The sequence below is a fragment of the Pseudomonas sp. 05N431 genome (assembly GCF_056397005.1).
Map to the genome: position 1 here is coordinate 108,590 of NZ_JBFTMN010000009.1, position 22,728 is coordinate 131,317.

Sequence of the window (22,728 nt, forward strand, 5' to 3'; positions counted from 1 at the left end):
TGCCTGGTATTCGAGCAGCTCTTCTTGATAATCGTCCATTGAGATGTCCTTTTGAGTCGAGTTAAACCGTTATACCAATGACCTTCGCCTTCAGCATAAAGTGCCCGCATGAAAGAAAAATGACGCGGGCACAGCGGTACGTTCCTGCTAGTAAAACGTAGCAGGCACTCAAGGATTTTTCACGGGAGACTTTGAATAAAAGCTGAAGAAAATCAGCCTCTGGCAGCGCAGATACATCCGAAGAAATACTGTGGGAGCAGAATTTGCCCCCACAGTGCTCGACTTCAGATTACTTGCCGGACGATGGCAGTGCCGGAATTGGCTCGGTCGGTGCCGGCAACGAACTCGGATTCGCCGGTGGCGTGATGACCTCGGACGCCGGTGCCGGTTCAACATTGCTCGCCGATGCAGTTGGCGAGGCCTCAGGCGCTGGCGCTGATACCACCGGTGTTGATGCAGCGGATACAGGCACTATTGGCGCACTCACCGCCGGCACAGCCGTCACCGGTTCGGCCGCGGCTGGCACAACCGGTGCCGGAGTTGGCGCCGGGGTTGGCGTCGCTCCAGGCGTTGCTGCGGGCGCGGAGGCTGGCGCTGCGGGGGCTGCCGCGGGTTCAGGCACACCCAGATCGGCCTTTGGTTTTTCGACGATATGCGCCTCTTTCTTCGCCTCAGGCGGCAGGAACAGCTCGACCAACGTGAAAAACCGCTCGTAGAACTTCCCGGACGACACGGTTTCACTGGCGACCTTGACCATCGAGTCATCGGAAGAGCCAATCGGCATCGACACCGAGCCCAGCACACCGACGCCAAGACTGGCGGAGTTGTTGGTTTTCTTCAGCGCATAGCGGTCCTGCAAGGCATTGGCGAACATTGTCGCGTGATGCTTGCTGTCTTCGGCACAGACCACATTGAAGCTGATCTCCATATGTGTGTCGCCGGTCTGCTGAAAGCTCTTGTGACCGCTGACCAGTTTCGGGTCTGTGCTGGTGATGATGTAGCCCTGGCTCAACAACGCCCGGCGGGCGGCCTCGCACGAAGCAACATCGGTAACCGGGTATTTGCGCGAAAACGTCCCGGAGTCATCGAAATTTTCATGCTCATAGATGGCCTGGTCCTTGGTACAACCGGCTGCAGCTGCCAGTACCAACGCCAGCCCGGCGGCACGCACATGGAATGATTTGAACATTGAACATCCTGAAGAAAACGATCCGGGGTGTATTGTGCAACAGATCACCCCGTAACGGCGCATGGATTAGTGTCTTGTAAACGATACAAGTCTACTGACCATCGTTTACCGGAAAAAGTCGCACGCATAAATGACTGATGAACGTCCGCAAATTGGCCGCTGCGCGCCGACGGGATGGCCAAAGACTCCAGCCAGCGTTGAACCGCACAAAACAAAAGACCCCGGCCTTTCGGCCAGGGTCTTTGTTTACCGCTAACGGGTCAGTCAGGCATCAGTAACGCTTGATGTCTGCCTGGCTTTCCAGCTGCTTGCGATAGGCCGCAAAGTCTTGCTGGCCAACACGCGACGCGAGGAAGCGACGATACTGAGCCTTCTCTTCTTCAGAAGGCGCTGCGGCTTCGCTTACACCGTTCAGACGCACGATCACCAGACTACCATCAGGCAGGGTCACGCTGCTGAAAGTCGGCTTGTCCTTGGCGACAGGCTTGGGCATGCGGAACAGCGCTTGCAGTACGGTTGGGTCAACCCCTTCCTGAGCACGTGTTGCCGCGTTGGTGACTTTCCAGCCCTGGCTATCGAGCGGCGTCTTGCCATCGCGCAGGCTGGCGATCAACTCATCAGCCTTGGTCTTGGCAGCAGCACTGGCGTGCTCCTTGGTCAATTGCACGCGGATGCTCGCAGCGACGCTTTCCAGCGGCAACTGTTCAGGTTTGCGATGCTCTTTGGCACGCAGCACCACAACTGTTTCCGGATCCAGCTCGATACCGGTGCTGTTGGCACCTTCATCCAGTACTTCCGGGCTGAACGCAGCAGTGACCACGGCACGGTTGGCCGCGATGCCTTCACCACCTTCACGGCCAAACGGTGCGGACGTGTGAACGGTCAGCTTCAGGTCCGCAGCTGGCTGAGCCAGATCGGAGGCTTCGAACGCGGCATCTTCCAACTGCTTGGTCGCATCCACAAAACGCTGCTCGACCTGTTGGGTTTTCAGCTCCTTGGTCAGCTTGTCTTTCAGGCTGGCGAAGCTCGGCACTTGAGGTGCTTCAACGCCCAACAGCTTGATCAAGTGGAAACCGAAGTCAGTGCGTACCGGCGCCGACACCTGGTCCTTGCTCAGCGCATACAGCGCTTTCTCGAAGGCCGGGTCGTAAACGCCAGGGCCAGCGTAACCGAGGTCACCGCCGCTGGCAGCCGAACCAGGGTCCTGCGAGAACTCCTTGGCCAGGGCCTCGAAGCTTTCACCCTTGGCCAGACGCCCCTGAATCTCTTCGATCTTCGCCTTGGCTTGCGCCTCGTTCACCTTGTCATTCACTTCAATCAGAATGTGCGCAGCCCGGCGTTGTTCGGCCAGGTTCGCGGTTTCTTTCTGATACAGCGCTTGCAGGTCTTCGTCCTTGACGGCGACCTGATCAAAGAAGGAAGCCTTCTTCAACTCGAGGTAATCGATGACTACCTGATCAGGCGTCATGAACTCTTTGGCGTGTTCGTCGTAGTAGGCCTTGACCTCTTCGTCGGTCAGTTTCACCGCCGCAGGATCTGCCTTGACGTTCAGGGTCGCGAAATCGCGGGTCTGTTTTTCCAGACGAGCGAAAGCCTGCACCTGTGCATCGGTGACGAAACCGCTACCTGCCAGGCCGGCGCGCAGCTGGCCGATCAGCATTTCCTGAGCCAGCATCTGACGGAACTGCATCCGGCTGTAGCCCAACTGACGGATCACCTGGTCGAAACGCTCAGAACTGAACTTGCCGTCGACCTGGAATTCAGGCGTTTGCAGGATCACTTGGTCCAGTGCAGCTTCGGAGAAAGCGAATTTCGATTTTTCTGCGCCTTGCAGCAACAGTTTGCGGTCGATCAGCCCTTTCAAAGCAGCTTCGCGCAGCATTTTTTCATCAAGCAAGGATGCATCGAAATCCTTGCCCAGCTGTTGCATGAGTTGACGGCGTTGCATATCAACCGCCTGACTCAGCTCGTTCTGGCTGATTTCTTCACCATTCACCTTGGCCGCATCATTACGGTGGGTAGTGGCCTTGAAGATGGCGTCGAAACCGGTCAAAGCCATCAGTGCAACGATGACCCCGATAATGGTCTTGGCAATCCAGCCTTGTGAATTGTCCCTGATATTCTGCAGCATGCGTCCCCCAGAAACGGTTGAACTTCAAATTAGGCAACCGTGGAGCGTGGGTAGAATCCGGATAGAAGAAAGGCGCATCCGAGGATGCGCCTTCTCGTAACTGGCGGAGCGGACGGGACTCGAACCCGCGACCCCCGGCGTGACAGGCCGGTATTCTAACCGACTGAACTACCGCTCCGCTGCCAAGTCAGGAATGACCCCGACCCGGATAGGCAAAAAACCGAGTGAGGCTTAGTTAACAGCTTCTTTCAGTGCTTTACCGGCTTTGAAACCTGGTTTTTTGGCTGCTGCGATTTCCAGCGTCTTACCGGTCTGTGGGTTACGACCAATGCGAGCTGGACGATCAGTCACGGAGAAAGTACCGAAACCAACCAGAACAACAGAGTCGCCAGCCTTGAGAGCGCCAGTGACGGATTCGATTACAGCGTCCAGCGCGCGGCCAGCAGCAGCTTTCGGGATATCAGCGGATGCAGCGATAGCATCAATCAGTTCCGACTTGTTCACTCTAAGTCCCCTTATATCTATTTGAGATGATTCTAAGTTTTTTGGTGAAAGCAAAAACGAGTGCTGAATGGCCTACAGACACTTAAGAGCCGCTTTATAACAAGGGCTCTAAAAAGCTGTCAAGAAAGCCCCCCAGGCTAATACGTACTAGTGCGTGCTAATTCTTTCCTTAGAGTCAGACTCGCGTTTCTCATCCTTTGCAACTATCTCGGGAGCCACATCCGGCAAGGGCTCCGGCGCGTATTGCAGCGCAATTTGCAGGACCTCGTCAATCCATTTAACCGGTTTGATCTGAAGATCTTGCTTGATATTGTCAGGAATTTCCTTCAAATCGCGAACATTCTCTTCAGGAATGATCACAGTCTTGATCCCGCCGCGGTGTGCCGCCAGCAGTTTTTCCTTAAGTCCACCAATCGCCAGAACCTGGCCGCGCAAAGTGATTTCGCCGGTCATGGCAACATCAGCGCGCACAGGAATCCCGGTCAATGCCGAAACCAGTGCCGTACACATGCCTACACCCGCACTAGGACCGTCTTTGGGCGTCGCCCCTTCCGGCATGTGGATGTGGGTGTCGCGCTTCTCGTGGAAGTCCAGCGGGATCCCCAGGCTTTTCGCGCGACTGCGAACGACCGTCAACGCAGCAGTGATCGATTCGACCATCACATCGCCCAGCGAACCGGTCTTGATCAGTTGACCTTTACCCGGCACCACCGCAGCTTCGATGGTCAGCAACTCGCCACCCACCTGAGTCCAGGCCAGGCCAGTCACCTGCCCCACCTGATCCTGCTGCTCGGCCAGGCCGTAGCGGAATTTGCGCACGCCAAGGAAGTGCTCAAGCATCTCGCCAGTGACTTTCACCGAGAAGCGTTTTTCCATCGCATGTTCTTTGACCGCCTTGCGGCAAACCTTGGCAATCTGGCGCTCAAGCCCACGCACACCAGCTTCACGGGTGTAGTAACGAATGATGTCGCGGATCGCCTCGGCGTCGAATTCCAGCTCGCCTTTTTTCAGGCCATTGGCCTGAATCTGCTTGGGCGCAAGGTATTTGACGGCGATGTTGATCTTCTCGTCTTCGGTGTAGCCCGGCAGACGAATCACTTCCATCCGGTCGAGCAGCGCCGGCGGAATGTTCATCGAGTTCGAGGTGCAAAGGAACATCACATCGGACAGGTCGTAGTCGACTTCCAGATAGTGATCGTTGAAATTGTGGTTTTGCTCGGGATCGAGCACTTCCAGCAAAGCCGATGCCGGATCGCCACGCATGTCGCTGCCCATCTTGTCGATTTCATCGAGCAGGAACAGCGGGTTGCGCACCCCCACCTTTGTCATCTTTTGTATCAATCTTCCTGGCATCGAACCGATATAAGTCCGGCGATGACCACGAATTTCCGCCTCATCGCGCACGCCGCCGAGGGCCATACGTACAAATTTGCGGTTTGTCGCGTGAGCAATCGACTCCGCCAGAGAGGTTTTACCCACACCAGGAGGACCGACCAGGCACAACACCGGACCGCGGATTTTCTTCACGCGTTTTTGTACGGCGAGGTACTCGAGAATCCGCTCTTTGACTTCTTCCAGACCATAATGGTCGGCATCAAGAATGTCTTCTGCGCGCGCAAGATCCAGGCGAACCTTGCTTTGCGCCTTCCACGGCACCTGAACCAGCCAGTCGAGGTAGGAGCGCACAACGGTCGCTTCAGCAGACATCGGCGACATTTGCTTGAGCTTGTTCAGCTCAGCCTGGGCCTTGATCAGCGCGTCCTTTGGCAAGCCAGCGGCATCGATGCGCTTTTTCAGCTCTTCGACTTCGTTATGGCCTTCTTCGCTATCGCCCAGTTCTTTCTGAATGGCCTTCATCTGCTCATTCAGGTAGTACTCGCGCTGGCTGCGTTCCATTTGTTTTTTGACGCGGCCACGAATGCGTTTCTCGACTTGCAGCAGATCGATTTCGGCGTCCAGCAATGCCAGAACGTGCTCGACCCGGGCCGACAAATCGATGATTTCAAGGATTTCCTGCTTCTGCTCGATCTTCAGCGCCATGTGTGCGGCCATGGTATCGACCAGGCGGCTTGGCTCATCGATGCTGTTGAGCGACGACAGGACTTCAGCCGGAACCTTCTTGCCCAGCTGAACGTATTGTTCAAATTGAGACAGCAAGCTGCGGACAAACACTTCCGACTCGCGCTCGGGAGCGTCGACTTCGTCAATCAGCGAAACCTCGGCACGGCAATGGCCGTCAACTTCGCTGAAACGCTCGACCGCGCCACGCTGCTCACCTTCAACCAGCACTTTGACCGTGCCGTCAGGCAGCTTGAGCAGCTGCAGAACCGTTGCGATCGTACCGACGCGATAAAGTGCATCTTCACCGGGATCGTCGTCGGCAGGGTTTCTCTGGGCCAGCAGAAGGATCTGCTTGTCGCCCGTCATCGCGGCCTCGAGGGCTTCGATAGATTTCTCGCGCCCCACGAACAGCGGGATAACCATGTGCGGATAAACCACAACATCACGCAATGGCAGGAGAGGCAATTCGATGGTTGTCTTCATGATTTCGCCTCTACGGCGGCCATAAGGCCGGAAACAGATGGAAGTAAGCTTGAAACCAAGATGGGGGCTGCTTTCGAAAAAAACAAGCTGATTAAAAGACCGCGGTAAAGATCGTCCGAACGCGGCCCAAACTTTCGGCAGTTCCTGCAAAAGCAAAGGGGCCCGAAGGCCCCTTCTTGAATCCGGCAGTGCGACGCTTACGCGTCTGGCGCTGCCTTGGCAGCCGGCTCACTGTTTTCGTAGAGATACAGTGGTTTGGACTTGCCTTCGATAACGCTTTCATCGATCACTACTTTACTCACCTCGGACTGCGAGGGAATTTCGTACATAGTGTCGAGCAGCACGCCTTCGAGGATCGAACGCAATCCACGAGCACCGGTTTTACGTTCCAGTGCGCGCTTGGCGACCGATTTCAGTGCATCGGCCCGGAACTCCAGGTCTACGCCTTCCATCTCGAACAGCTTGGCATACTGTTTGGTCAGAGCATTTTTCGGCTCGGTGAGGATTTGCATCAGCGCAGCCTCGTCGAGCTCGTCCAGCGTTGCAAGAACCGGCAGACGGCCGACGAATTCCGGGATCAGCCCGAACTTGACCAGATCGTCAGGCTCGACTTCACGCAGGGACTCACCCACCTTCTTGCCTTCTTCCTTGCTGCGAACTTCTGCGTTGAAACCAATGCCGCCACGGGTGGAACGGTTTTGAATAACCTTTTCCAGACCGGAGAACGCACCGCCGCAGATGAACAGGATGTTACGGGTGTCGACCTGAAGGAATTCCTGCTGCGGGTGCTTGCGACCACCTTGAGGCGGAACGGAAGCGACCGTACCTTCGATCAGCTTGAGCAGGGCCTGCTGCACGCCTTCACCGGAAACGTCCCGGGTGATGGACGGGTTGTCAGACTTGCGCGAAATCTTGTCGATTTCATCGATGTAGACAATGCCCATTTGAGCTTTTTCTACGTCGTAATCGCACTTCTGCAACAGTTTCTGAATGATGTTTTCAACGTCTTCACCCACGTAACCCGCCTCGGTGAGGGTGGTTGCGTCAGCGATGGTGAAAGGCACATTCAACAAACGGGCCAGTGTTTCAGCAAGCAGGGTTTTACCCGAGCCTGTAGGGCCGATCAGCAAGATGTTGCTTTTGCCGAGTTCGACATCGTCATTCTTTTTGTCACGCTGGTTGAGGCGTTTGTAGTGGTTGTACACCGCTACGGCCAAAACCTTTTTCGCACGTTCCTGACCAATCACGTACTGATCAAGGATGCCGCTGATTTCTTTAGGCGAAGGCAATTTATGCGCGCTGCTTTCGGCCTGTGCTTCCTGCACCTCCTCGCGGATGATGTCATTGCACAGGTCGACGCACTCGTCGCAGATAAAGACCGAGGGGCCGGCAATCAATTTGCGCACTTCATGCTGGCTTTTGCCACAGAAGGAGCAATAGAGCAGCTTGCCGTTGTCCTCGCCGTTGCGGGTGTCAGTCATTCGATCGATCCAAATCCGATAGGCTTGCAACACAAGATGAAGGCAATTGCGGGCTTTTTCAAGCCCGCTGGTGGCCAGTTAAACCAACCACCTGCATTTGAGCTGCTTAGGCGGGCATTTTACGTTTGTCGATCACCGAGTCGATCAGGCCGTATTCAGCCGCACGCTCTGCGCTCATGAAGTTGTCACGCTCGGTGTCGCGCTCAATGGTTTCGAGGCTTTGACCGGTGTGATAAGCCAACAACGAGTTCAGACGCGAACGGATATGGAGGATTTCCTTGGCATGGATGTCGATGTCCGACGCCTGACCCTGGAAACCGCCCAATGGCTGGTGAATCATCATGCGCGAGTTCGGCAGGCAGTAACGCTTGCCCGCAGCACCACCGGCAAGCAGGAAAGCACCCATGCTGCAGGCCTGACCGATACAGGTGGTGGAAACGTCAGGCTTGATGAACTGCATGGTGTCGTAGATCGACATGCCCGCAGTCACCGAACCGCCCGGTGAGTTGATGTAAAGATGGATGTCCTTGTCCGGGTTTTCCGCTTCAAGGAACAGCAGTTGCGCCGCGACCAGGTTGGCCATGTAGTCTTCTACCGGGCCAACCAGGAAGATCACTCGCTCCTTGAGGAGGCGCGAGTAGATGTCATAGGCACGTTCGCCACGGGCGGACTGCTCGATAACCATCGGGACCAGACCACCTGCGGCCTGGATGTCAGAGCTCTGCTGATAATAAGAATTGCGGGACATGTCTCGCAGTCACTCCCAAATAGTTATGTCTTGAATACGCATAAGCCAGCTCGAAAGCTGGCTTATGGTGTGTGCTTCTAACGCAAAAACAATCAGTCGGCTTGTGGAGCTTCTACCGGCTTGACCGCTTCTTCGTAAGAGACCGATTTGTCGGTCACGCTAGCTTTCTGAAGAACAGTATCCACAACTTGCTCTTCCAGCACAACCGAACGGACTTCGTTCAGTTGCTGGTCGTTCTTGTAGTACCAGGACACAACTTGCTCAGGCTCCTGATAAGCCGAAGCCATTTCCTGGATCAGCTCGCGAACGCGGGTTTCGTCAGGCTTGAGGTCGTATTGCTTGACCACTTCAGCCACTACCAGACCCAGCACTACGCGGCGCTTGGCTTGCTCTTCGAACAGCTCGGCCGGCAGTTGATCAGGCTTGATGTTGCCACCGAACTGCTGAACCGCCTGAACGCGCAGACGATCAACCTCGTTGGACAGCAGAGCCTTCGGCACTTCGATCGGATTGGCGGCCAGCAGACCGTCCATTACCTGATTCTTGACCTTGGATTTGATCGCCTGACGCAGCTCGCGCTCCATATTCTTACGAACTTCGGTGCGGAAACCGTCGATGCCAGACTCTTTGATACCGAACTGAGCGAAGAATTCTTCAGTCAATTCAGGCAGTTTCGGCTCGGAAACAGTGTTCACAGTGACGGTGAACTCAGCGGCCTTGTTAGCCAGGTCCAGGTTCTGATAGTTCTCAGGGAAGGTCAGGTTCAGAACGCGCTCTTCGCCCGCTTTAGCGCCAACCAGGCCTTCTTCGAAGCCAGGGATCATGCGGCCGGAACCCAGAACCAACTGGGTGCCCTTGGCGGAACCACCGGCGAACACTTCACCGTCAACCTTGCCAACGAAATCGATGTTCAGTTGGTCTTCGTTCTGAGCGGCACGATCGGCAACTTCAAAACGAACGTTCTGCTTGCGCAGGATTTCCAGCATTTTGTCCAGATCGGCGTCCGCCACGTCAGCACTCAGGCGCTCGACTGCGATGGATTCGAAACCGGCAACGGTGAACTCTGGGAACACTTCGAACGTTGCTACGAATTCCAGATCCTTGCCCTTCTCCAGGACTTTAGGCTCTACCGAAGGAGCGCCAGCCGGGTTCAGCTTTTGCTCGACAATAGCTTCGTAGAAAGAAGCCTGGATCACATCGCCTACAGCTTCCTGACGCGCATCAGCTTCATAACGCTGACGGATCACGCTCATTGGCACTTTGCCAGGACGGAAGCCTGCAATCTTGGCCTTTTGGGCAGTCTGCTGCAGACGCTTGTTGACTTGAGTCTCAATGCGCTCAGCTGGCACGGTGATGCTCATGCGGCGCTCAAGAGCAGAAGTATTTTCAACAGAAACTTGCATGGATATTCCTCGTTGCACAGACGTTAGCCGGCCGTTGTCCGACCCTAGAATCAAGGGCATGCATTCTAGTGGGTCAAACTCAAGAAGTCACCCTACTGAAAACGGGTAAAAACGCAGCAGGCAATTTATGGGTGCGAATGCACGAATGCACCTCGCCCCAGAGGCAAATACAGCCAATCACGCCAGGGCTCTGCGCCAACCCTTCTTATATAGAAGGAGTGCCAATCATCTCCCTGGCAGCCGACCTTGCAAGCAAAGCCGGCGGGCAAGGCGGCATCATCGAGTAACATGAATACGACGAAACGCCCTGCCCTTGCGACCCGGAACCTGCAGTCGCCGAACTTACAAACCGCTGAAACAAAAAAGGCGCCAGACTGTTAAATCTGGCGCCTTTCGAAATATGGGGTGGACGATGGGGATCGAACCCACGACAACGGGAGTCACAATCCCGTGCTCTACCAACTGAGCTACGCCCACCATATTGCGTAACAAAGAAGCCAAACAACTTCTTTGCTGAACTCCAACCCGCCCAACGGCCAGACTGAAGCTTTAATTGGTGCGGATGAAGAGACTCGAACTCTTACGCCTCGCGGCGCTGGAACCTAAATCCAGTGTGTCTACCAATTCCACCACATCCGCGGTTCGCTACTGTTAAAGCAAAGGCGCCAGACGGTTAAATCTGGCGCCTTTCGAAATATGGGGTGGACGATGGGGATCGAACCCACGACAACGGGAGTCACAATCCCGTGCTCTACCAACTGAGCTACGCCCACCATATCGCGTTACTTGTGCCAAAGCTGCCTAATGGCGCACCCGGCAGGACTCGAACCTGCGACCATCCGCTTAGAAGGCGGATGCTCTATCCAGCTGAGCTACGGGCGCCTTGTTAGCTGTACCCTTGAAGGACTACAAACTAAGTGCTTTTCAGCCTTGCAGAACCGTAATTCCGCCTGACCTTATCAACCAGTGCTAGGCTGTGCCCGACAAGTGCGACGAATAGTATAGGCACCCCTGGAGACCGTCAAATCCTTTTTGAAAAAAATTCATTTAATTAAAGGGCTTAGGGGAATTTGCGGACCAAGCGCCTTTGCCCTCACGTTCTGACATGCGAGAATGCGTTCTCTTTTCTTCCCCCTCTCGATGGTTAATCACGCGCAATGACTGCACAACTAATCGACGGCAAATCGATCGCCGCCAGCCTGCGCCAGCAGATCGCCAAACGTGTCGCCGAGCGTCGCCAGCAAGGCCTGCGCACGCCAGGCCTCGCGGTGATCCTGGTCGGCAGCGATCCCGCCTCTCAGGTTTATGTCTCGCACAAGCGTAAAGACTGTGAAGAGGTTGGCTTCCTCTCCCAAGCCTATGACCTGCCCTCCGACACCACCCAGCAGGCCCTGACCCAACTGATCGACCGTCTTAATGACGACCCGAACATCGACGGCGTGCTGCTGCAGCTTCCTCTGCCTGAGCACCTGGACGCCTCCAAACTGCTGGAGCGCATTCGTCCGGACAAAGACGTGGATGGTTTCCATCCTTATAACGTCGGCCGCCTGGCACAACGCATCCCTCTGCTGCGCCCGTGCACCCCTAAAGGCATCATGACCTTGCTGGAAAGCACCGGTGCCGATCTTTACGGGATGGATGCAGTGGTTGTTGGCGCCTCCAATATCGTCGGTCGCCCAATGGCGATGGAATTGCTGCTGGCCGGTTGCACTGTGACCGTCACCCACCGCTTCACCAAGGATCTGGCCGGCCACGTCGGTCGCGCCGATCTGGTCGTAGTCGCCGCCGGCAAACCGGGCCTGGTCAAAGGTGAGTGGATCAAGGAAGGCGCCATCGTCATCGACGTCGGCATCAACCGCCAGGAAGACGGCAAGCTGGTGGGCGATGTGGTTTATGAAACCGCCCTACCCCGCGCCGGCTGGATTACTCCAGTACCCGGCGGTGTCGGCCCGATGACGCGCGCCTGTCTGCTGGAAAACACGCTGTATGCAGCGGAAACCCTGCACGGCTGAGTCAGGCTTGTTCTGCAGCGCCAACCAGAACCCCGCCAATTGGCGGGGTTCTTTGTTTGATGCCAACAAGCCGTATCGTCGTACGCCAAAGCAACCGCATTACGGACCTCCCGAGCATCGGCGAAGCCCCTGAATCAGACCGTTACAGGGCCGATACACTATTAAATATATTTCATCTGAAGCACCGCTACAGCAGGCGTATAGCGCTTTCCTGTCTCATACTCATAAAATGTTACGTTTTATCTAGAAAGCCCGTTGCAGAACGGCATATCCACCCTTAGCGAGTCCGCCCGCGTGAAAATCCGTCTATCTATCCTGAGCCTATTTTTTGTACTTACAGGCCCTCTTGTCACCTCAAACGTCTACGCACGTGAAACCACCGCGGCACCTCGAGACACCTCACATCTTCGCATCGCTTCCGGCAGCGCAATGCTGATCGATCTGCAAACCGACAAAGTCATCTACGCCAGCAACCCGGACGTGATCGTGCCGATCGCCTCGGTGACCAAATTGATGACTGGGCTGGTCGTGCTGGACGCCAGGCAGAATATGGACGAATACATTTCCGTAACGATCAGCGAAACCCCGGAAATGAAAGGTGTGTTTTCCCGGGTCAAACTCAATAGCGAACTGTCGCGCAGGGAAATGCTGCAGATTGCACTGATGTCCTCGGAAAATCGCGCCGCCGCGAGTCTGGCCCACCACTACCCTGGCGGATACGCAGCCTTTATCGCCGCGATGAACGCCAAGGCCAAGGCGCTGGGCATGACCAGCACCCATTACGTCGAACCGACCGGCCTGTCAGTCCACAACGTTTCCACCGCCCGCGACCTGAGCAAATTGCTCCAGGCTGCACGCAAGTACCCGATGCTGAGCGAACTGAGCACAACCAAGGAAAAAACCGTGACGTTCCGCAGGCCCAGCTACTCCTTGGGCTTTCACAACACCGACCACCTGATCAACAAAGCAAACTGGGACATCAAGCTGACCAAAACCGGCTTTACCAACCAGGCTGGCCACTGCCTGGTATTGGTGACGAGCATGGGTAATCGCCCGGTTTCGCTGGTGATTCTCGATGCCTTCGGCAAGTACACCCACTTCGCGGACGCGGCGCGGATTCGTCAATGGGTTGAAACCGGCAAGAGCACTTCCGCGCCAAGTGTTGCCCTGCAATACAAAGCCGAGAAAAACCTGCAGCATCGCCAAGGTAGCGGCATGGCGCAGACCGGTAAATAAGCGCACGAAAAAAGGCCCGCGACGTAAGTCGGGGGCCTTTATCGAGAACGGCGCCTCCAGGCGCCGTTTTTATTCGGCTCGATTAATGGGCAGCCAGTGCTTTGGTCGCATTGGTTGCCGCCTGCTCCTGCCCAGCGCGAGCCAGTTCGTCAGCGGCTTTGAGCCAGCGCTGCGAGTCAACCTTGGCCGGAATCTGGGTCGGCCCCTGAATCAACACCGCCCAACCGCCAGCGTTCTGGAAGGCGGATTCAAACGAGTTGAAGCTCATCAGCAAATGTCGGTCCATTCCGGAGCGCAGCAGTACCGTCTGCTTGTGACGGTTGTAGCCGGCGAGAATCGCGTACCTCGGCTCTTTCCAGAATGCCGAGCCCTCACTTAAGCGCAGCAGCACCGGGTAACCCGCCGCGACCTGGGTCAACAGCGCCGGCAGATTGCTGTCCAGCGGATACACGACCATCCCGTATTCACGCGCCAGGTTCTGCATGTTCTGCTGCAACTGCGCCTCGGCGCCCGGCAAATGCAGCGGTTTGTCGAGCAGCCCAGGGGTAATCACGATGCCTTGCTGGGAAAGCATGCTCGCCAGGGATTGCGGCCCGCTCTGGTAGGCTTCGCCACGGTAAAACGGCATGCCACTGAGCTCGACGCGCTCAGGCAGACGCTGGATTTCAGGTTGCACGCTCCCGGCACAACCGGCCAGGCTCAAGACACAGGCCGCAGCCAGCAAGGCGCAGCGGATTCGGGGAAATACCGGCAACATCATCACTCACTTGTTCAGGCGCCAGGTAAACGGTCTCCCGGCTTCGCCCATGATCATAGCAGCGGTATAGCCTTTAACGGCAGTCACGTGCAGCTGATAGAGCGAACTGGTTGGAGACTCACGACCTTTGGTCAATTGCCTGCAACACATCAGCGACTAGACTGACCCTTGCACAGAGTGTGTGCCCGATGCAGGGCAAAGAGGAGGCACTGAATGAGCCTGACGATGATAATCCTGATGCTGATCGGTGGCTGGCTGGCCGTTGCCGCCGCCATGCTGTGGGGTGTGCTGCGCGTTACCCGCAGACACCATCATGCCTACGTTCCGCCTTCAGCACCTGCCAAAGCCGAGAAACCTGCCCGGCACCACGCGACAGCGCACTGATCGATTCGGTTTAAATCCCCCACAAATGAAAACGGTCGCCTGCACGCTTTCGAGCGCAGACGACCGTTGTGTTTTTACCTTACCGCTTACGCTTGTGCAGCGACCCGTTTCTCCCGGGCCCGACGCGACAGCATGTTCAGACCTTCAATCGTTGCCGAGAATGCCATGGCCGCATAGATGTAGCCTTTCGGTACGTGGGCACCGAAACCTTCGGCGATCAGGGTCATGCCGATCATGATCAGGAAGCCCAGGGCCAGCATCACCACTGTCGGGTTGTCGTTGATGAACTTGGCCAGAGGCTCGGCCGCCAGCAACATCACCATCACCGACACCAACACCGCGATGATCATGATCGGCAAATGCTCGGTCATGCCGACAGCGGTAATGATGCTGTCGATGGAGAACACCAGGTCGAGCATCAGGATCTGGCCGATTGCCGCGGCAAAACCCAGTGTCACGCCGGACGTTTTCGATGTCGGATCCTCGGCTGGCGGGTCCATGCTGTGATGGATTTCAGTGGTCGCCTTCCACAACAGGAACAGACCACCGGCGATCAGGATCATGTCTTTCCACGAAAACGCGTGGTTGAACAGTTCAATCACCGGCTCCGTCAGTTGCACGATGAACGCGATGGTACTCAGCAAGCCCAGACGCAGGACCAAGGCCATGCTGATACCGATACGGCGGGCCTTGGCACGGTGCTGCACGGGCAGCTTGTTGGTCAGGATCGAGATGAAGATCAGGTTGTCGATGCCGAGCACGATTTCCATCACGATCAATGTAGCCAGGGCGACCCAGGCTGTAGGGCTTGCTGCGAGTTGTAAAAGATAGTCCATGGGTCAGTCCTGACTCGGTGTTGAACGGGTTAGATTTCCTGCGATGTGCCAGGCGTTTTCTCTCTGTCGTCAGCGGGTTTTTCCTTGTGGCCAATGATGTTCCCGGTGGCGTCGCTCAATGCTTGTTCCGCCGCCTTGTGCGTATCGTCGATCGCCTGCTTGGCGGTTTCGGCGGCTTTGCCCATCAATTGCTGGGCACTTTTCTCGGCCTGGTCACAGCCCGTCAGCGCCAGTGCAGAGAGGGCCAGCAACGAAGCGGCGGCCAGGGAGTTGAGTTTCATCATGCTTTCCTCGATAGAGCAGACTTGGCCAAGGAAGTGGCCCGTCGATAGCGAGGCATTCTAAGGAGGCAAACACTTCAGGAAAATTCGTATTTTTAGCAGCTATACTTCGGTTTTTACGAATCGTCAGCGCACATGCTCAATTATCGGCAATTGCATTACTTCTGGGTCGTGGCCAAAACCGGCAGCATCGTGCGTGCCTGCGAACAACTGAACCTGACTCCGCAGACCATCAGCGGGCAGATCAGTCTGCTCGAGCAAACCTATGGGATAGAGCTGTTTCAGCGGGTCGGTCGGCAACTTGAATTGACCGAGGCCGGGCGACAGACACTGCCTTACGCCGAGCAGATGTTTCAGCTGGGTGGCGAGCTGGAGGCCATGCTCCGGGCGCAGCCCAACGAGCAACAGATTCTGTTTCGGGTGGGTGTCGCCGACGTGGTGCCCAAATCCATCGTCTATCGCCTGATCGCACCGACCATGGAGTTGACTGAGCCGCTACGCATCACCTGTCGCGAGGACAAACTGGAGCGCTTGCTGGCCGATCTGGCCATTCAGCGGCTGGACCTGGTGATCTCCGACAGCCCGATGCCGTCGCACCTGGACATCAAGGGTTACAGCCAGAGGCTCGGTGAATGCGGCATCAGTTTTTTCGCCACGAAGGAGCTTGCTCAACGCTATGGCAAAGACTTCCCGCACGGCCTGCACGGCGCGCCCCTGTTGATTCCAGGGCAGGAAACCGTGGTGCGCAGCCGCTTGCAGCGCTGGTTCGCCGAACAGCAGATTCAGCCACGCATTGTTGGTGAGTTCGATGACAGTGCCTTGATGCAGGCGTTCGGCCAATCCGGCAGCGGGATTTTCATCGGCCCGAGCGTGATTGCCGACGAGGTGAGACGCCAGTACGGCGTCGAGTTGATCGGGCAGACCGATGCGGTGACCGAATCGTTTTACGCGATCTCGGTGGAGCGCAAGGTCAAGCACCCCGGCATTGTCGCGATTACCGAAGGTGCCCGACGCGAACTGTTTACCGCGCTTTAACGCCTCAGGCGCAAACGGCCGGGGCTTTGATCTTCATCAGCAACAACGCCAATACAATCGACACCAGGATAAAACCGGCCGCCGCAAACCCCAGGCTGCCCAGGCCCAAGGTGTCGATCACGTGCCCACCGACCATCGCCCCCAGGCCAATTCCCAGATTGGCCCCGGCGATGTTCAGCGACGCAGCAAAGGCTGGCGCCTGCGGGGCGGCTTTCATCAAGCGCACGTGACTGACCAGGAACAGCGCGGCCTGAGTCACGCCCCAGATGCCCATCGCCGCGGCCAGTCCCAGTGTCGAATGGATACTCGGCACCAGCGCCACCATGCCGCCGATCATGAAGCCACAGAACACCATCGACGCGATCAACGGATGGCGATCGACCATGCGCCCGCCCAACGAGTTACCGATCAGCCCGACCGCACCAAAGCCCATCAGGCACCAGCCGACCACGGTGCCGTTGAAACCGGCCAGCCGCTCAAGGATGTCGGCCAAATAGGTGTAAGCGGTAAACATCCCGCTGAAGACCAGAATCGACAACAGAACATGCCCTTGCATCAGTGGGCTGCGCAAAATCTTGAACTGTGAACGCAAGCTCACCTGCTGGTTGTGCAGGTTGGTTTTCGGCAAATAGATAAACAGCAGCAGCGCCTTGGCAAAGGCAATGACCGCGAGAATGCCGAACGCCGTGCGCCAGCCGAACGCATCGGAAATCAACGTGCCGACGGGGATCCCGAACACGGTCGCGCAGACAATCCCGAAACCGATCTTGGCAATCGCCCGTCCGGCGTAGTCCGGCCCGACAATGTCCACTGCCGTTTCACTGGCCAGCGCCCAGAACACCGGCAAACCCAGCGCCGGTATCAGCCGCGCGATGGCCATCACGCCAATGTTCGGCGCCATGGCAGCCAGGGTGTTCGCCAGCCCGAACATGATCAGCACGCTGATAAACAGACGCCGACGTTCAAAACGCGCGAAGTACGCGGTCAGGAAGGGTCCGAAGGCGGCAACGGTAAACGCGAACAAGGTCACCAGCAGTCCCGCCTGGGAAACGCTGACATCGAGGTCGCGAGCAATCGACGGTAACAGACCGACAATGATGAATTCTGTGGTCAGCACGGTGAAACCGGCGGCTGACAACAACAGGATGGGCAACAGCATGGGGTAACTCCAGAAAACGACAACGCCAGCGACAGCCCAAGGGCTCACTGAGGGGAGATGAAAAAGTGGATGGCGAAGCTTAACAGAGTGTGTCCGACAGCGCTGGCGCAAACCTGACCTATCGGTTTAAACACTCTGGTGGCAGATCGTCACAGGTCTGAAGGATCGCGACTACGCTGTGATAAAGTCCGCGCCCGCAAAAAAATTCAACCTTGCTCATCCGCCACCGCAGATGACGCAATGTGCGCTTGCCCGGTCAGCCTGCCCGCTTTTTGCTGGCCGGGTTTCTCGATTCACGGCACCTTAAAAAAATCAGAGATACCGCTATGACTGCTGCTCCGCCTACTCTTTTGCAAAGACTCAAACACACCAGCCTGGTCACGCAAATCGTCATTGGCCTGATCGTCGGCATTGCCTTGGCGCTGTTTGCGCCTGAGGTGGCGAAATCCACCGCGTTCATCGGCAAAGTGTTTGTCTCGGCACTGAAAGCCGTCGCACCGATTCTGGTGTTCGTGCTGGTGATGGCCTCGATCGCCAACCACAAACACGGCCAGGAAACCCACATCAAGCCGATTCTGTTCCTGTACCTGCTGGGCACCTTTGCCGCAGCCGTAGTGGCAGTGGTGGCCAGCAGCCTGTTCCCTTCGAGCCTGGTGCTGTCCACCCACGACGTGGCGATCAGCGCGCCCGGCGGAATCTCCGAGGTCTTGCAAAGCCTGCTGCTGAGCGTGGTCGACAACCCGATCAGTGCGCTGATGAACGCCAATTTCATCGGCATTCTGGCGTGGGCAATCGGCATGGGCATCGCCATCCGGCATGCCGGCGAAACCACCCGCACCGTGCTCGGCGACCTGTCCAACGGCGTCACGGTGATCGTGCGCCTGGTGATTCGTTTTGCTCCGCTGGGGATCTTCGGCCTGGTCGCCTCCACCCTGGCCACCTCGGGTTTCGGCGCGCTGATCGGTTACCTGCATCTGCTGGCCGTACTGCTGGGTTGCATGCTGTTCGTGGCGTTGGTGATGAACCCGGTCATCGTCTTCTGGAAGCTGCGCCGCAACCCTTACCCACTGGTGCTGACCTGCCTGCGGGAAAGCGGAATCACCGCGTTCTTCACCCGCAGCTCGGCGGCTAATATTCCGGTCAACCTGGAACTGAGCAAGCGTTTGGGCCTGCATGAAGACACCTACTCGGTTTCGATCCCGCTGGGCGCGACCATCAACATGGCCGGTGCGGCGATCACCATCACGGTACTGACCCTGGCGGCCGTACACACGCTGGGGATTGCCGTGGACATCCCGACCGCCGTGCTGCTCAGCGTCGTCGCGGCGATCTGTGCCTGCGGTGCTTCGGGTGTGGCCGGTGGTTCGCTGCTGTTGATTCCGCTGGCGTGCAGCCTGTTTGGCATTCCGAGTGAAATCGCGATGCAAGTGGTGGCCGTCGGCTTCATCATCGGTGTGTTGCAGGACTCGGCAGAGACCGCGCTGAACTCCTCCACCGACGTGCTGTTTACCGCGGCGGCTTGCCTGGCCCAGGAAGAGAAAACCGTACAGACCGCGTAACAAACCGCCCTCATAAAAAAACCCGCCAAGGTTCACACCTTGGCGGGTTTTTTGTTACTGGCGGGTTTAGAACGCGCCCATGTAATCGCGCTTGCCGACTTCAACACCGTTGTGACGCAGGATCGCGTAGGCGGTGGTGACGTGGAAGAAGAACTGCGGCAAGCCGTAGGTCAGCAGGTAAGCCTGGCCACTGAAGCGTTTTTCTTTCGGGGTGCCTGGGCGGGTAACGATCTCGATACCTTCCTTGCCGTTGATTTGTTCAGGCTTGATGCCGTCGATGAAGGACAGCACTTTGGTGAGCAGTGCTTGCAGCTCGGCGAAGGTCACTTCGGTGTCGTCGTACTTCGGCAGTTCGACTTCGGCCAGACGGGCAGAAACGCCTTTGGCGAAATCAACAGCGATCTGCACCTGACGCACCAGCGGGAACATGTCCGGGTACAGACGCGCTTGCAGGAAGGCATTCGGGTCAATGTTTTTGGCGGTGGCGTGAGCTTCGGCCTTGTTCAGAACATCACTCAACGCGTTGAGCATTTGCTTGAAGACCGGAACGGAAGCAGCGTACAGAGAAATAGTCATGGCAGTCTCGTAGGGTGGAGGGTGTTGTGAAAGGAGTAAAACGTGGGCGCGATTATAGCCCTGCTTGCAGCGATGTGCGGCGTGGTCTTTGATCTCACAAAGGGAAATACCGGTTGTTGCCGGACGGCTCCAGGCGCAGATTGAAAATCGCTGAAACGAGCAGGCCAGCGGTTCATTTTGTCGGGTGTTTTTTGATCGGCATTGATTCAACGACACTGAGCAGGTTTCAACGATGAAGTTCTATCGCAGACACGCTGAATCCCATAGACATGAGCGAATCGGCTGGCTCCGGGCCTCGGTATTGGGTGCCAACGACGGCATTGTATCGACCGCCAGTCTGCTGATCGGCGTCGCCGCCGCCAATGCCACCCACAGCACGTTGCTCGTCACGGGTGTGGCCGGGCTGGTGGCGGGTGCGATGTCGATGGCGGCGGGCGAATACGTCTCTGTGCATTCCCAGGCCGATACCGAACGGGCTGATCTGTTGCGCGAACAAACCGAGCTTGAGACCGCGCCGCTTGCCGAACACCGGGAGTTAGCGGCCATCTATGTGGATCGCGGTGTCGAACCCGAGCTGGCCAGTAAAGTCGCCACGCAGCTCATGGCACACGACGCACTGGGCTCACATGCGCGCGACGAACTGGGCATTTCCGATGCGCTCAGCGCAAAACCGTTGCAAGCGGCAATGTCCTCGGCGGCCAGTTTTATTGTGGGCGCCGCACTGCCGCTGGGCGTAACCATGCTTGCACCGTCCGACAGTGTGATTGCCTGGATATCCGGCATGTCACTGGTATTCCTCGGCGCTTTAGGCGGCATTGCTGCCAAGGCAGGCGGCGCCAATCTGCTGATCGGCGCCTGGCGGGTGACGCTGTGGGGCGCGCTGGCGATGGCCATTACCGCGGTGGCAGGTATTTCATTTGGAGCCGTTGCTTAGCGTTTATATGGCATGTACTTGGGTGAAGCCCGTCAGATCGCCCCCGTCTATCCGCTTGCCCGTTCGAATGCCTGTTTTCTGATGTGGATCAGATTCTCCCTCTGACCAACTCCTATTCTCGAATTGACCCCACGGTATTGGGAGGAGCGGGAGATGAAGAAGTCAGGCGTGATAGCGGCGATCCTGATCGCCACGTGCCTTGCATTACCGGCCAACGCCGACCGACACGGAGGCGGTCGTGGCGGCGCTCCATTCTGGTGGGGCATTGGTCTTGGCTTGGGCCTGGGCTGGGAAGCCGCGTACCTTCGCGGTCCGTATTACTACCCTTCCTATCCGGTTTACTACTACCCGCCCCCTGTCTATTACTACCCGGCCAACCCGCCTGCGGTGGCCGTGCCCCCCAACACCCAGGCTGCGCCAAGCTGGTATTACTGCCCTTCAGCCAAAGGCTATTACCCCTATGTACGCCAATGCCCTGAAGCGTGGCGTTTGGTTCCGGGAACACCCTCCGGCCCCATACACTGATAAGCGCAGCTGATTTCGAAGAGGCGGCGCCGGGTATCCCACTCTTATGGGGATGACGCTCATGAGCTCAACGTCCCAACGCTTGCTGGAAAAACTGTACGGCCCACGCAGCACTGTTGCGAAGGCCTCTATTGCCCCTCTGCTACGTCACTATGCAGAACCGCTGCCGGAATTGAATTCAGGCGCCTTCGGTGAAATGTTCGACCGTTACGCCGATGCGCACGTGGTGATGATCGGTGAGGCCAGCCATGGCACCAGCGACTTCTACCGAACCCGGGCGGCGATTACCCAAAGGCTGATTGAACAGCACGGGTTCACGATTGTGGCGGTTGAAGCTGATTGGCCAGACGCCGAGCATGTTGACCGCTATGTACGCGGGCGGGCCCATTCGGCCTGGAAACGGCACATCTTCAGCCGATTCCCGACCTGGATGTGGCGCAACACCGATGTGAAAGCGTTCGCCCATTGGCTGCATCAATACAACCACAAGCACGCCCCCGAGCGTCGAGTCGAGTTTCGCGGGTTGGACGTTTACAGTTTGCGCAACTCCATTCACGAGGTCCTGAGTTATCTGGATCGGGTCGATCCGCAACTGGCACACGAAGCACGACGGCGCTATGGCTGTCTGACTCCCTGGCAGGATAAACCTGCGTTGTACGGCCGCTTTGTCGAAGACGGCGGCGTGATGCCCTGTGAACAAGCGGTGGTCGAGCAGCTCAATGCCATGCTGGCCGAGCAACTGGCCGGGCTTGTCCGCGACGACGAGGCGTTCTTCGATGCCACGCAAAACGCCCGGGTCGTTCGGGCGGCGGAACACTACTATCGAACGATCTATCGAGGCTCGACCGCCTCCTGGAACCTGCGTGACCAGCACATGTTCGACACGCTGCAGGCGTTGCTTGAGCACCGCGGCCCTCACGCCAAGGCCGTGGTGTGGGCGCACAACTCCCATATCGGCAATGCCGCTGCCACGAAAATGGGCTGGAAGGGGCAGTTCAATATCGGTCAGCTGTGCCGCAGCGCCTATGGACGCGATGTCGTTCTGCTCGGTATGAGCACCGACCGTGGCCAGGTGGCGGCAGCCGATGACTGGGACACCGACATGCTCATCAAGGACGTTCGGCCGTCTCGTGCAGACAGTTGGGAGCATCAGTTCCTCAAGGCCGGCGTCCCCGCGTCATTGACCGACTGGCGAGATCCCCAGCGCGAAGACCTGCGCAAGGCACTGTCCGAGCCTTTGCTGGAACGGGCCATCGGGGTGATTTACCGCCCCGAAAGCGAGCGCAGCAGCCACTACTTCGAGGCAGTGCTGGCCGAGCAATTTGACGCCATGGTGTGGATTGAACAGACACAAGCGGTGACGGCACTGCCGCTGCCGAAAAGCCAGGCACTGGAACCGGAAGACGAAACCTTTCCGTTTGGCGTGTGATGCCG

Annotated in this window: 20 protein-coding genes and 5 tRNA genes; 8 read left to right on the top strand and 17 right to left on the bottom strand. The window is 57.3% G+C overall.

The features are described from left to right. Positions 1-289: 289 nt before the first annotated feature. From AC1DIG_RS16960 to AC1DIG_RS17015, 12 genes are all read right to left on the bottom strand, one after another. Positions 290-1,189, bottom strand: coding sequence for a DUF2242 domain-containing protein (locus tag AC1DIG_RS16960; protein ID WP_477768227.1), 900 nt, complete (start codon positions 1,187-1,189; stop codon positions 290-292). Positions 1,190-1,460: 271 nt separating this feature from the next. Beyond that, the gene (locus tag AC1DIG_RS16965; protein WP_477768228.1) at positions 1,461-3,320 is read right to left on the bottom strand and encodes a SurA N-terminal domain-containing protein; all 1,860 of its coding nucleotides are present in this window, start codon (positions 3,318-3,320) and stop codon (positions 1,461-1,463) included. A 101-nt stretch (positions 3,321-3,421) separates the two neighbouring features. Next, positions 3,422-3,498: transfer RNA gene (locus tag AC1DIG_RS16970), tRNA-Asp, on the bottom strand. 53 nt (positions 3,499-3,551) lie between these two features. Next, positions 3,552-3,824 (bottom strand): HU family DNA-binding protein, encoded by a 273-nt coding sequence (locus AC1DIG_RS16975; RefSeq protein ID WP_002552737.1) that lies wholly within the window; start codon positions 3,822-3,824, stop codon positions 3,552-3,554. Between the two features lie 147 nt (positions 3,825-3,971). Continuing rightward, entirely contained in the window at positions 3,972-6,368 is a 2,397-nt protein-coding gene (gene lon, locus AC1DIG_RS16980) for an endopeptidase La (protein ID WP_477768229.1), read from the bottom strand. Positions 6,369-6,565: 197 nt separating this feature from the next. Continuing rightward, positions 6,566-7,849: an ATP-dependent Clp protease ATP-binding subunit ClpX gene (clpX, locus tag AC1DIG_RS16985; protein WP_105344075.1), complete on the bottom strand. Its 1,284-nt coding sequence runs from the start codon at positions 7,847-7,849 to the stop codon at positions 6,566-6,568. A gap of 106 nt (positions 7,850-7,955) precedes the next feature. Beyond that, positions 7,956-8,597 carry an ATP-dependent Clp endopeptidase proteolytic subunit ClpP gene (clpP, locus tag AC1DIG_RS16990; protein ID WP_054596540.1) on the bottom strand — a complete coding sequence of 214 codons (642 nt, stop codon included), beginning with the start codon at positions 8,595-8,597 and terminating at the stop codon, positions 7,956-7,958. A gap of 92 nt (positions 8,598-8,689) precedes the next feature. Beyond that, positions 8,690-10,000, bottom strand: coding sequence for a trigger factor (tig, locus tag AC1DIG_RS16995; protein WP_145019567.1), 1,311 nt, complete (start codon positions 9,998-10,000; stop codon positions 8,690-8,692). A gap of 401 nt (positions 10,001-10,401) precedes the next feature. Beyond that, positions 10,402-10,477: transfer RNA gene (locus tag AC1DIG_RS17000), tRNA-His, on the bottom strand. A 77-nt stretch (positions 10,478-10,554) separates the two neighbouring features. After that, positions 10,555-10,639 (bottom strand) — tRNA-Leu (locus AC1DIG_RS17005). Between the two features lie 58 nt (positions 10,640-10,697). After that, positions 10,698-10,773: transfer RNA gene (locus AC1DIG_RS17010), tRNA-His, on the bottom strand. 32 nt (positions 10,774-10,805) lie between these two features. Beyond that, positions 10,806-10,882: transfer RNA gene (locus AC1DIG_RS17015), tRNA-Arg, on the bottom strand. Between the two features lie 275 nt (positions 10,883-11,157). On the opposite strand from AC1DIG_RS17015, the gene folD reads away from it, so the two are divergent. After that, positions 11,158-12,012 (top strand): bifunctional methylenetetrahydrofolate dehydrogenase/methenyltetrahydrofolate cyclohydrolase FolD, encoded by an 855-nt coding sequence (gene folD, locus AC1DIG_RS17020; RefSeq protein ID WP_477768230.1) that lies wholly within the window; start codon positions 11,158-11,160, stop codon positions 12,010-12,012. Positions 12,013-12,306: 294 nt separating this feature from the next. After that, the gene (gene pbpG, locus AC1DIG_RS17025; protein WP_477768231.1) at positions 12,307-13,248 is read left to right on the top strand and encodes a D-alanyl-D-alanine endopeptidase; all 942 of its coding nucleotides are present in this window, start codon (positions 12,307-12,309) and stop codon (positions 13,246-13,248) included. An 82-nt stretch (positions 13,249-13,330) separates the two neighbouring features. Here pbpG and AC1DIG_RS17030 read toward each other — a convergent pair whose 3' ends face one another. Beyond that, positions 13,331-14,008 (bottom strand): peptidase C39 family protein, encoded by a 678-nt coding sequence (locus tag AC1DIG_RS17030; protein WP_477768232.1) that lies wholly within the window; start codon positions 14,006-14,008, stop codon positions 13,331-13,333. A 210-nt stretch (positions 14,009-14,218) separates the two neighbouring features. Between AC1DIG_RS17030 and AC1DIG_RS17035 the strand changes: the two genes are divergently transcribed. After that, entirely contained in the window at positions 14,219-14,389 is a 171-nt protein-coding gene (locus tag AC1DIG_RS17035; protein ID WP_477768233.1) for a hypothetical protein, read from the top strand. 86 nt (positions 14,390-14,475) lie between these two features. Here the strand turns inward: AC1DIG_RS17035 and AC1DIG_RS17040 are convergent, their stop codons facing one another. Both AC1DIG_RS17040 and AC1DIG_RS17045 read right to left on the bottom strand, forming a co-directional pair. After that, positions 14,476-15,225, bottom strand: a complete 750-nt coding sequence (locus AC1DIG_RS17040; protein WP_477768234.1) for a TerC family protein — start codon at positions 15,223-15,225, stop codon at positions 14,476-14,478. A gap of 29 nt (positions 15,226-15,254) precedes the next feature. Next, complete coding sequence (locus AC1DIG_RS17045) at positions 15,255-15,506, bottom strand: hypothetical protein (protein ID WP_477768235.1); 252 nt, start codon at positions 15,504-15,506, stop codon at positions 15,255-15,257. Positions 15,507-15,641: 135 nt separating this feature from the next. Between AC1DIG_RS17045 and nhaR the strand changes: the two genes are divergently transcribed. Beyond that, positions 15,642-16,541 (top strand): transcriptional activator NhaR, encoded by a 900-nt coding sequence (gene nhaR, locus AC1DIG_RS17050; protein WP_477768236.1) that lies wholly within the window; start codon positions 15,642-15,644, stop codon positions 16,539-16,541. Positions 16,542-16,545: 4 nt separating this feature from the next. On the opposite strand, the gene AC1DIG_RS17055 is transcribed toward nhaR, so the two are convergent. Then, the gene (locus AC1DIG_RS17055) at positions 16,546-17,700 is read right to left on the bottom strand and encodes an MFS transporter (RefSeq protein WP_477768237.1); all 1,155 of its coding nucleotides are present in this window, start codon (positions 17,698-17,700) and stop codon (positions 16,546-16,548) included. A 326-nt stretch (positions 17,701-18,026) separates the two neighbouring features. Between AC1DIG_RS17055 and sstT the strand changes: the two genes are divergently transcribed. Further along, positions 18,027-19,259, top strand: a complete 1,233-nt coding sequence (gene sstT, locus AC1DIG_RS17060; RefSeq protein ID WP_477768238.1) for a serine/threonine transporter SstT — start codon at positions 18,027-18,029, stop codon at positions 19,257-19,259. A 66-nt stretch (positions 19,260-19,325) separates the two neighbouring features. Here sstT and AC1DIG_RS17065 read toward each other — a convergent pair whose 3' ends face one another. After that, entirely contained in the window at positions 19,326-19,835 is a 510-nt protein-coding gene (locus AC1DIG_RS17065; protein WP_477768239.1) for a DUF1993 domain-containing protein, read from the bottom strand. Between the two features lie 232 nt (positions 19,836-20,067). On the opposite strand from AC1DIG_RS17065, the gene AC1DIG_RS17070 reads away from it, so the two are divergent. The 3 genes from AC1DIG_RS17070 to AC1DIG_RS17080 all read left to right on the top strand — a co-directional run bounded on the left by AC1DIG_RS17070 (position 20,068) and on the right by AC1DIG_RS17080 (position 22,723). Further along, positions 20,068-20,769, top strand: a complete 702-nt coding sequence (locus tag AC1DIG_RS17070) for a VIT1/CCC1 transporter family protein (RefSeq protein ID WP_477768240.1) — start codon at positions 20,068-20,070, stop codon at positions 20,767-20,769. 153 nt (positions 20,770-20,922) lie between these two features. Beyond that, entirely contained in the window at positions 20,923-21,294 is a 372-nt protein-coding gene (locus AC1DIG_RS17075) for a hypothetical protein (RefSeq protein WP_477768241.1), read from the top strand. 61 nt (positions 21,295-21,355) lie between these two features. Then, positions 21,356-22,723 carry an erythromycin esterase family protein gene (locus AC1DIG_RS17080; protein ID WP_477768242.1) on the top strand — a complete coding sequence of 456 codons (1,368 nt, stop codon included), beginning with the start codon at positions 21,356-21,358 and terminating at the stop codon, positions 22,721-22,723. The last annotated feature ends 5 nt before the right edge of the window (positions 22,724-22,728 follow it).

Excerpts from the sequence above, each read along its gene's own strand:
- AC1DIG_RS16960 (WP_477768227.1), bottom strand. The coding sequence starts at position 1,189 with ATGTTCAAATCATTCCATGTGCGTGCCGCCGGGCTGGCGTTGGTACTG.
- AC1DIG_RS16965 (WP_477768228.1), bottom strand. The coding sequence starts at position 3,320 with ATGCTGCAGAATATCAGGGACAATTCACAAGGCTGGATTGCCAAGACC.
- lon (WP_477768229.1), bottom strand. The coding sequence starts at position 6,368 with ATGAAGACAACCATCGAATTGCCTCTCCTGCCATTGCGTGATGTTGTG.
- clpX (WP_105344075.1), bottom strand. The coding sequence starts at position 7,849 with ATGACTGACACCCGCAACGGCGAGGACAACGGCAAGCTGCTCTATTGC.
- clpP (WP_054596540.1), bottom strand. The coding sequence starts at position 8,597 with ATGTCCCGCAATTCTTATTATCAGCAGAGCTCTGACATCCAGGCCGCA.
- tig (WP_145019567.1), bottom strand. The coding sequence starts at position 10,000 with ATGCAAGTTTCTGTTGAAAATACTTCTGCTCTTGAGCGCCGCATGAGC.
- folD (WP_477768230.1), top strand. The coding sequence starts at position 11,158 with ATGACTGCACAACTAATCGACGGCAAATCGATCGCCGCCAGCCTGCGC.
- AC1DIG_RS17030 (WP_477768232.1), bottom strand. The coding sequence starts at position 14,008 with ATGATGTTGCCGGTATTTCCCCGAATCCGCTGCGCCTTGCTGGCTGCG.
- AC1DIG_RS17035 (WP_477768233.1), top strand. The coding sequence starts at position 14,219 with ATGAGCCTGACGATGATAATCCTGATGCTGATCGGTGGCTGGCTGGCC.
- AC1DIG_RS17040 (WP_477768234.1), bottom strand. The coding sequence starts at position 15,225 with ATGGACTATCTTTTACAACTCGCAGCAAGCCCTACAGCCTGGGTCGCC.
- AC1DIG_RS17045 (WP_477768235.1), bottom strand. The coding sequence starts at position 15,506 with ATGAAACTCAACTCCCTGGCCGCCGCTTCGTTGCTGGCCCTCTCTGCA.
- nhaR (WP_477768236.1), top strand. The coding sequence starts at position 15,642 with ATGCTCAATTATCGGCAATTGCATTACTTCTGGGTCGTGGCCAAAACC.
- AC1DIG_RS17055 (WP_477768237.1), bottom strand. The coding sequence starts at position 17,700 with ATGCTGTTGCCCATCCTGTTGTTGTCAGCCGCCGGTTTCACCGTGCTG.
- sstT (WP_477768238.1), top strand. The coding sequence starts at position 18,027 with ATGACTGCTGCTCCGCCTACTCTTTTGCAAAGACTCAAACACACCAGC.
- AC1DIG_RS17065 (WP_477768239.1), bottom strand. The coding sequence starts at position 19,835 with ATGACTATTTCTCTGTACGCTGCTTCCGTTCCGGTCTTCAAGCAAATG.
- AC1DIG_RS17070 (WP_477768240.1), top strand. The coding sequence starts at position 20,068 with ATGAAGTTCTATCGCAGACACGCTGAATCCCATAGACATGAGCGAATC.
- AC1DIG_RS17075 (WP_477768241.1), top strand. The coding sequence starts at position 20,923 with ATGAAGAAGTCAGGCGTGATAGCGGCGATCCTGATCGCCACGTGCCTT.
- AC1DIG_RS17080 (WP_477768242.1), top strand. The coding sequence starts at position 21,356 with ATGAGCTCAACGTCCCAACGCTTGCTGGAAAAACTGTACGGCCCACGC.